The organism is uncultured Mycobacterium sp. (assembly GCF_964249325.1).
Classification (GTDB): domain Bacteria; phylum Actinomycetota; class Actinomycetes; order Mycobacteriales; family Mycobacteriaceae; genus Mycobacterium.
In genome coordinates this window covers 1-6318 of sequence record NZ_CAXUCH010000079.1, presented here as the reverse complement: position 1 = coordinate 6318, position 6318 = coordinate 1, and the positions used below count along the sequence as shown (strand labels likewise).

Genomic DNA, 6318 nt, shown 5'->3' with positions numbered 1-6318 from the left:
TCGATCGACACCAGGACCAGCGATTTTTCCGGCGCAAAACCGAGGACGGCCGGTAACGCGGCGATCAGCGCACCGGGGCGGTCGAGTTCAAAGTCGGATGGATGCTTTGTCATGAGTCACACGCTGGCAACCATCACCGTCAAGTAGCACCTGTGCGACTTCGCCGAGGGGCCGGTTGTGGACGAAATCGCCACTGTGTGTCGTGTGACCGCGCACCACCGGCCGCTGATCGCGGTTCAGGCTGCAGGAACTCCCGAATCCGACGTAGATGTCTACTCATGGGTTCGGTGCTGGAATACGACGTCGTCGTCCTCGGGTCGGGGCCGGGCGGACAGAAGGCCGCAATCGCCGCTGCCAAGCTCGGCAAGACGGTCGCGGTCGTCGAACGCGGCCGGGTGCTCGGCGGGGTCTGTGTCAACACCGACACGATTCCCTCGAAGACATTGCGCGAGGCGGTGCTCTACCTCACCGGTATGAGCCAACGCGAGCTGTACGGCGCCAGCTACCAGGTCAGGGACAAGATCACGCCGGCCGACTTGTTGGACCGCACTGCGCATGTCATCGGCAAGCAAGCTGATGTGATCCGAAACCAGTTGATGCGCAATAGGATTGACCTATTCATGGGGCACGCCCGCTTTGTCGACCCGCACGCCGTGCTGGTCGAAGATCAGACTCGCGGAGAGCGAAGCACGGTCACGACACTGGCCAGCGGCAAAACAGATTCCCGCCGAGACGGCGATGTATTCGGCGGGACGCCCAGGCCAGAGCGGCGACCTCGACCTGGCCAACGCCGGCCTGGAAGCCGACAGCCGCGGGCGCATCTTCGTCGACGACCATTTCCGGACCAAGGTCGATCACATCTACGCCGTGGGCGATGTCATCGGCTTCCCGGCCCTCGCGGCCACCTCAATGGACCAGGGCCGGCTGGCTGCCTACCATGCCTTCGGCGAGCCGACCGACGGCATGACCGAGCTGCAGCCGATCGGCATCTATTCGATTCCGAGGTCTCGTATGTCGGCGCCACCGAGGTGGAGCTGACCAAGGACGCGGTGCCCTACGAGGTCGGGGTGGCTCGCTATCGCGAACTGGCCCGCGGCCAGATCGCCGGTGACTCCTACGGCATGCTCAAGCTGCTGGTGTCCACCGAGGACCTCAAGCTGCTCGGCCGTGCACATCTTCGGCAGCAACGCCACCGAGATGATCCACATCGGCCAGGCCGTGATGGGCTGCGCTGGCACGGTGGATACCTGGTCGAGGCGGTGTTCAACTACCCGACGTTTTCGGAGGCGTACAAGGTCGCGGCGCTGGACGTCGGCAACAAGATACGGGCGCTCAACCAGTTTCGCCGCTAGCGAGGCGCGCGATCTAACAGCCGTCGTCGAAGTCCGGTGCCGCGGCATCACCTGGGCCGCCGGCCTCGGCGCGCGCCAGCAGCTGGGCGATGTGCTGATCGAACGGCGCCGAGTAGGACAGCTCCTCCCCGCATCCGCCGCCATCGAGGCCGCCGATCAGCCCGATGACCGTCGACCCGCTGATCCACGGCGCACCGCTGGTGCCGTCGACCAGCCCGGCGCACGGCAAGGACGGATAACCGTCGGCGGTGATGCCGGTGCTGGCCTGGCAGCCAATCGGCGTGCCTCCCAAACCAGCCGCGTACGCCGTGACCCGGACTTGGCTACCGGGAGCCGGTGCGTTGCCCAACGATAACCCTGAGCCGGCCTGCGCCTCGACCGATCCGCCAGCGGTCCGGCTCACGCGGACAATCGCATAGTCGGCGTGTGGATCTCGCCCACTGACCCAGCGCGGATCGAGATAGACAGCGTCAACAGTCCAGATGTCGTCGGGCGCGGCTTGACCGGCGAAGCCGGGAACGAACGTGGGCGGGCTATTCCCGCCCAGGCAGTGCGCGGCGGTCAACACGAGATCGCCTCCGCTCGAGTGCAGCACCGAGCCCGTGCAGGTATGCAGGTCGCCGCCGCCGAGGAACACTGCGCCCACCCGCGGGTCGGGAGCTACCGGACCGGCCACGACCTGCGAAACGGTTCGGCTCGCGCGCTGCTCACGCGCGGTGGAGGTGGCCGCCGGACGGGCTGGTTGACCGCAGGCCGACAACAGCAACGCGAGGCTGACCGCAACGCCGAGCACCGCCGCCATCACTCGCATCGGTATTCATCATGCACGACGCCAGCTCAACGAGGCCGGGCTACGCCTCGACGGTCGGGCCAGCTACCCGAAGCGGAATGCAGTCCCCCAGCACCGGTGTTTCGAAACGTACAGGCGGGCTAACTAGTGAGCCGAATCGACTTCTTGGCACCCGTCGATGTGAGGGAAACTGGTGACGTGGCGTGATAGAGCGCCGTGACGAGGAGGCACAACGATGGCCGACGAACGGAAGCAGCCCCACCACCGTGAGCAAACGGGGATGTACGAGCTTGAGTTCCCCGCGCCGCAGTTGTCGTCGCCTGACGGTCGGGGTCCGGTCTTGGTGCACGCGTTGGAGGGCTTCTCCGACGCCGGTCATGCAATCCGGCTAGCGGCCGCCCATCTCAAGAATTCGCTGGACACCGAGCTGGTGGCGTCATTCGCGATCGACGAGCTGTTGGACTATCGCTCGCGCCGACCGCTGATGACGTTCAAGACCGACCACTTCACCCACTACGAGGACCCGGAGCTGAGCCTGTACGCGCTGCACGACAGCGTCGGGACACCGTTTCTGCTGCTGGCCGGCATGGAGCCGGATCTGAAGTGGGAGCGTTTCGTCACCGCGGTGCGCCTGCTCGCCGAGCGGCTCGGCGTGCGTCAGACCATCGGTTTGGGCACAATCCCGATGGCCGTTCCCCATACCCGGCCGATAACGATGACCGCGCACTCCAGCAATCGCGAGCTCATCGCCGACTTCACCCCGTGGATCGCTGAAGTCCAGGTGCCGGGCAGTGCGTCCAACTTGCTGGAGTACCGGATGGCGCAGCACGGCCACGAGGTCGTCGGGTTCACGGTGCACGTCCCGCACTATCTGGCCCAAACGGACTATCCGGCCGCCGCGCAGGCGCTGCTGGAGCAGGTGGCCAAGACCGGTGCGCTCGAGTTTCCGCTGACGGCGCTGGCCGAAGCGGCAGCCGACATCCGCGCCAAGATCGACGAGCAGGTGGAGGCCAGCCCGGAGGTGGCTCAAGTGGTGGCCGCCCTGGAGCGCCAGTACGATGCGTTCATTGCCGCCCAGGAGAACCGGTCACTGCTGACGCGTGACGGAGATCTGCCCAGCGGCGACGAGCTCGGCGCCGAGTTCGAGCGGTTTTTGGCTCAACAGGCGGAGAAGAAGCGCAAGGACGACAATCCGAGCTGAGCGCCTACGATCCGGCCCGACAGTGGAGTTGGCGACATGAGCAAGCGAAAGCCCAACCTGCGGCCGGTGCGCGAGGTGACACCGATACTGCAGTTTCGCACCATCCATGGCTATCGGCGCGCTTTCCGGATCGCCGGCTCGGGGCCGGCGATCTTGCTGATTCACGGCATCGCCGACAACTCCACCACGTGGGAAACCGTGCAAGCCAAGCTCGCACAACGTTTCACCGTCATTGCGCCCGATCTGCTCGGCCACGGCCAGTCGGACAAACCCCGGGCCGACTACTCGGTGGCGGCCTACGCCAATGGGATGCGGGATCTATTGAGCGTGCTCGGCATCGACCGGGTGACGGTGGTGGGTCATTCGCTCGGCGGCGGCGTGGCAATGCAATTCGCTTACCAGTTCCCGCAATTGGTCGACCGACTCGTCCTGGTCGCCACCGGCGGGGTCACCAAAGACGTCAACCTCGTGTTGCGATGCGCTTCGTTGCCGCTGGGCGGTGAAGCTCTGGCGCTGCTGCGGCTGCCGCTGGTGCTGCCGACGCTGCAGATTGCCGGGCGCGCGGCGGGCCGGCTGCTGGGATCGACCGCGCTGGGCCGGGACCTGCCAGACGTGCTGCGGATACTGGCTGACCTGCCCGAGCCCATGGCGTCATCGGCGTTCACCCGGACTTTGCGCGCGGTGGTGGACTGGCGCGGCCAGATGGTGACCATGCTGGACCGATGTTATTTGACGAAATCTGTTCCGGTGCAACTAATTTGGGGCACACGGGACGTGGTCGTGCCGGTCAGTCATGCCTGGATGGCGCACGCGGCTATGCCCGGCTCGCGGCTCGAGATCTTCGAAAACTCCGGACACTTCCCATTTCACGACGACCCCGACCGCTTCATCGAAGTTGTCGAACGCTTCATCGACACCACCGAGCCAGCCGAATACAACCAGGAAATGCTTCGCGAACTGCTGAGAACCGGCGGCGGTGAGCGTACCGTCTCCGGCTCGGTCGACACCCGCGTGGCGGTGCTGAGCGCCATGGGTTCCGACGAACGAAGCGCCACCTGATCTTCCTCGGGCACCGAGTCGTACAGTCGGCGCCATGGCAATCGACGTCATGGTGCTACGGGTTTTCACCGACTCCCACGGCAATTTCGGCAATCCGCTCGGCGTCGTCGCTGCCAGCAGCGTGGAACCGCGGCGTCGGCAGAGCCTGGCACGCCAATTGGGCTACAGCGAAACGATTTTCGTCGCCCCGCCGGCGTCAGGCGGGACTACGGCGCACGCGCGCATCTACACGCCGCTGACGGAGCTTCCCTTCGCCGGCCACCCGACCCTGGGCGCATCGTGGTGGCTGCGCGAACAGGGCACGCCGATTCGCACCCTGCAGGTGCCGGCCGGCATCGTGCAGGTCAGCTATCACGGCGAACTCACCGCGATCAGCGCCCGCTCGGAATGGGCGCCCGAATTCGCGATCCACGAGCTTGATTCGCTCGACGAGCTGGCCGCCGCCGACCCCGCCGACTATCCCGATGATGTTCAGCACTACCTGTGGACCTGGACCGACCGGTCGGCGGGAGCTCTGCGGGCCCGTATGTTCGCCGGCAATTTGGGTGTGCCCGAAGACGAAGCGACCGGCTCCGCAGCTGTGCGGATCACCGACTACCTCAGCCGCGACCTCACCATCACCCAGGGCAAGGGCTCCGTCATCCAGACCACCTGGAATCCGGAAGGCTGGGTTCAGGTTGTCGGCCGGGTCGTAAGCGACGGTGTGATGTACATCGTGTGAACGCGGGGGTGTTCAGCTCGTGCGGCGCAACACTGCGGTCAGGTGATCCTGCACCGGCTGTCCGACCGCACCCATCCGCACCGAATACGACAGCTCGTCGCCGCTGATGCGCAACCGGCGGTCAAGCGCGGTGACCTCTTTGGCGCTTGGCGTCAGCCCGATCGCCGACGACGTCATCTCGATGTCGATGTCGTCGTCGCTCGTTGAGTATGTGCCCACCTCGATTTCGGTAATGCCACTCGGATGGGCCAGGACCAGCTCGACCCGACCCGGTTGCGGCACCCGCAGATAACCGGTTTCGGCATGCAACGGCTTGCCGTCGGCAGGCGCCTTGGTCTTTTGCCGGTAGATCAGGAAGGGCTTGCCGACATGGGAGAACACGACCTCTTCGAGATACTCGAAGGGTTCGATGGTCGGGTACTTGCCCGAGCCTCGGCCCGCCCAGGTGCCCAGCAGCGGCGCTAACGCTTCAAGATCAGGGTGGAGTTCGGCAGGCATGCCGCAAGCCTAACGGCGACGTTTCGGCGTCTTTTTCAGCGCCCGCTCAATTCGGTGTGGACACCTTGCGGTGCGCCCGCAGCGCTTCGATCTCCCGCTCGAAATCGTCTGCCGAAGAGAACGATCGGTACACCGAGGCGAAACGCAGGTATGCCACCTCGTCGAGTTCTCGCAGCGGCCCAAGGATCGCCAACCCGACTTCATGACTGGGCACCTCGGGCGACCCCTTCGCGCGCACGGTGTCTTCGACCTGCTGGGCCAACAGGTTCAGCGCGTCGTCGTCGACTTGGCGGCCCTGACATGCCCGACGCACCCCGCTGATGACCTTTTCCCGGCTGAAGGGTTCGGTGACGCCGCTGCGCTTGACCACGGCCAGCACCGCCGTTTCCACGGTGGTGAAGCGCCGCCCGCATTCCGGGCACGCCCTACGGCGCCGAATCGCCTGGCCTTCGTCGGTTTCCCGGGAGTCGACCACTCGGGAGTCGGGATGGCGGCAGAACGGACAGTGCATGACCGCTCCTTCGTCCCGCCGGCGTGCCTCGGACCACTCCGAGAGTACCTGTGCGCTCGCCGGAAGAGCCAATACCACGGCGGACAGGCGTTCAGCGCTGCCTGCGGCGAGGACCATTGGGCAGGCGGCGTTTTCGCGGTGCACGGCAGTGTCGTCAGCCGACCGGCGCGATCAGCGTTTGACCTG

At 65.7% G+C, this 6318-nt stretch carries 6 protein-coding genes and 2 pseudogenes (1 of these 8 only partly in view); 4 read left to right on the top strand and 4 right to left on the bottom strand.

The features are described from left to right. Window positions 1-113: pseudogene (locus ACFE99_RS12080) on the bottom strand (DUF4192 domain-containing protein); it reaches 940 nt to the left of the window's first position. A gap of 174 nt (window positions 114-287) precedes the next feature. Here ACFE99_RS12080 and ACFE99_RS12075 point away from each other — a divergent pair. Next, window positions 288-1352, top strand: a pseudogene (locus ACFE99_RS12075) (FAD-dependent oxidoreductase). A gap of 13 nt (window positions 1353-1365) precedes the next feature. Here the strand turns inward: ACFE99_RS12075 and ACFE99_RS12070 are convergent. Next, a complete protein-coding gene (locus tag ACFE99_RS12070) occupies window positions 1366-2163 on the bottom strand; it encodes a trypsin-like serine peptidase (RefSeq protein ID WP_375485526.1) in 798 nt (265 codons plus the stop codon). A 214-nt stretch (window positions 2164-2377) separates the two neighbouring features. On the opposite strand from ACFE99_RS12070, the gene ACFE99_RS12065 reads away from it, so the two are divergent. The 3 genes from ACFE99_RS12065 to ACFE99_RS12055 are packed head-to-tail and all read left to right on the top strand — an operon-like array spanning window position 2378 to window position 5123. Further along, window positions 2378-3343, top strand: coding sequence for a proteasome assembly chaperone family protein (locus ACFE99_RS12065; RefSeq protein ID WP_375485524.1), 966 nt, complete (start codon window positions 2378-2380; stop codon window positions 3341-3343). Between the two features lie 36 nt (window positions 3344-3379). Continuing rightward, a complete protein-coding gene (locus tag ACFE99_RS12060) occupies window positions 3380-4402 on the top strand; it encodes an alpha/beta fold hydrolase (protein WP_375485522.1) in 1023 nt (340 codons plus the stop codon). 34 nt (window positions 4403-4436) lie between these two features. Next, the gene (locus ACFE99_RS12055; RefSeq protein WP_375485520.1) at window positions 4437-5123 is read left to right on the top strand and encodes a PhzF family phenazine biosynthesis protein; all 687 of its coding nucleotides are present in this window, start codon (window positions 4437-4439) and stop codon (window positions 5121-5123) included. Between the two features lie 12 nt (window positions 5124-5135). Here ACFE99_RS12055 and ACFE99_RS12050 read toward each other — a convergent pair whose 3' ends face one another. Then, a complete protein-coding gene (locus tag ACFE99_RS12050) occupies window positions 5136-5621 on the bottom strand; it encodes a peroxynitrite isomerase (RefSeq protein WP_375485518.1) in 486 nt (161 codons plus the stop codon). Between the two features lie 46 nt (window positions 5622-5667). Next, on the bottom strand, window positions 5668-6132 hold the full coding sequence (gene nrdR / locus ACFE99_RS12045; RefSeq protein WP_324966228.1) for a transcriptional regulator NrdR: 465 nt from the start codon (window positions 6130-6132) through the stop codon (window positions 5668-5670). Window positions 6133-6318 lie beyond the last annotated feature (186 nt).

Excerpts from the sequence above, each read along its gene's own strand:
- ACFE99_RS12065 (WP_375485524.1), top strand. The coding sequence starts at position 2,378 with ATGGCCGACGAACGGAAGCAGCCCCACCACCGTGAGCAAACGGGGATG.
- ACFE99_RS12055 (WP_375485520.1), top strand. The coding sequence starts at position 4,437 with ATGGCAATCGACGTCATGGTGCTACGGGTTTTCACCGACTCCCACGGC.
- ACFE99_RS12070 (WP_375485526.1), bottom strand. The coding sequence starts at position 2,163 with ATGCGAGTGATGGCGGCGGTGCTCGGCGTTGCGGTCAGCCTCGCGTTG.
- ACFE99_RS12060 (WP_375485522.1), top strand. The coding sequence starts at position 3,380 with ATGAGCAAGCGAAAGCCCAACCTGCGGCCGGTGCGCGAGGTGACACCG.
- nrdR (WP_324966228.1), bottom strand. The coding sequence starts at position 6,132 with ATGCACTGTCCGTTCTGCCGCCATCCCGACTCCCGAGTGGTCGACTCC.
- ACFE99_RS12050 (WP_375485518.1), bottom strand. The coding sequence starts at position 5,621 with ATGCCTGCCGAACTCCACCCTGATCTTGAAGCGTTAGCGCCGCTGCTG.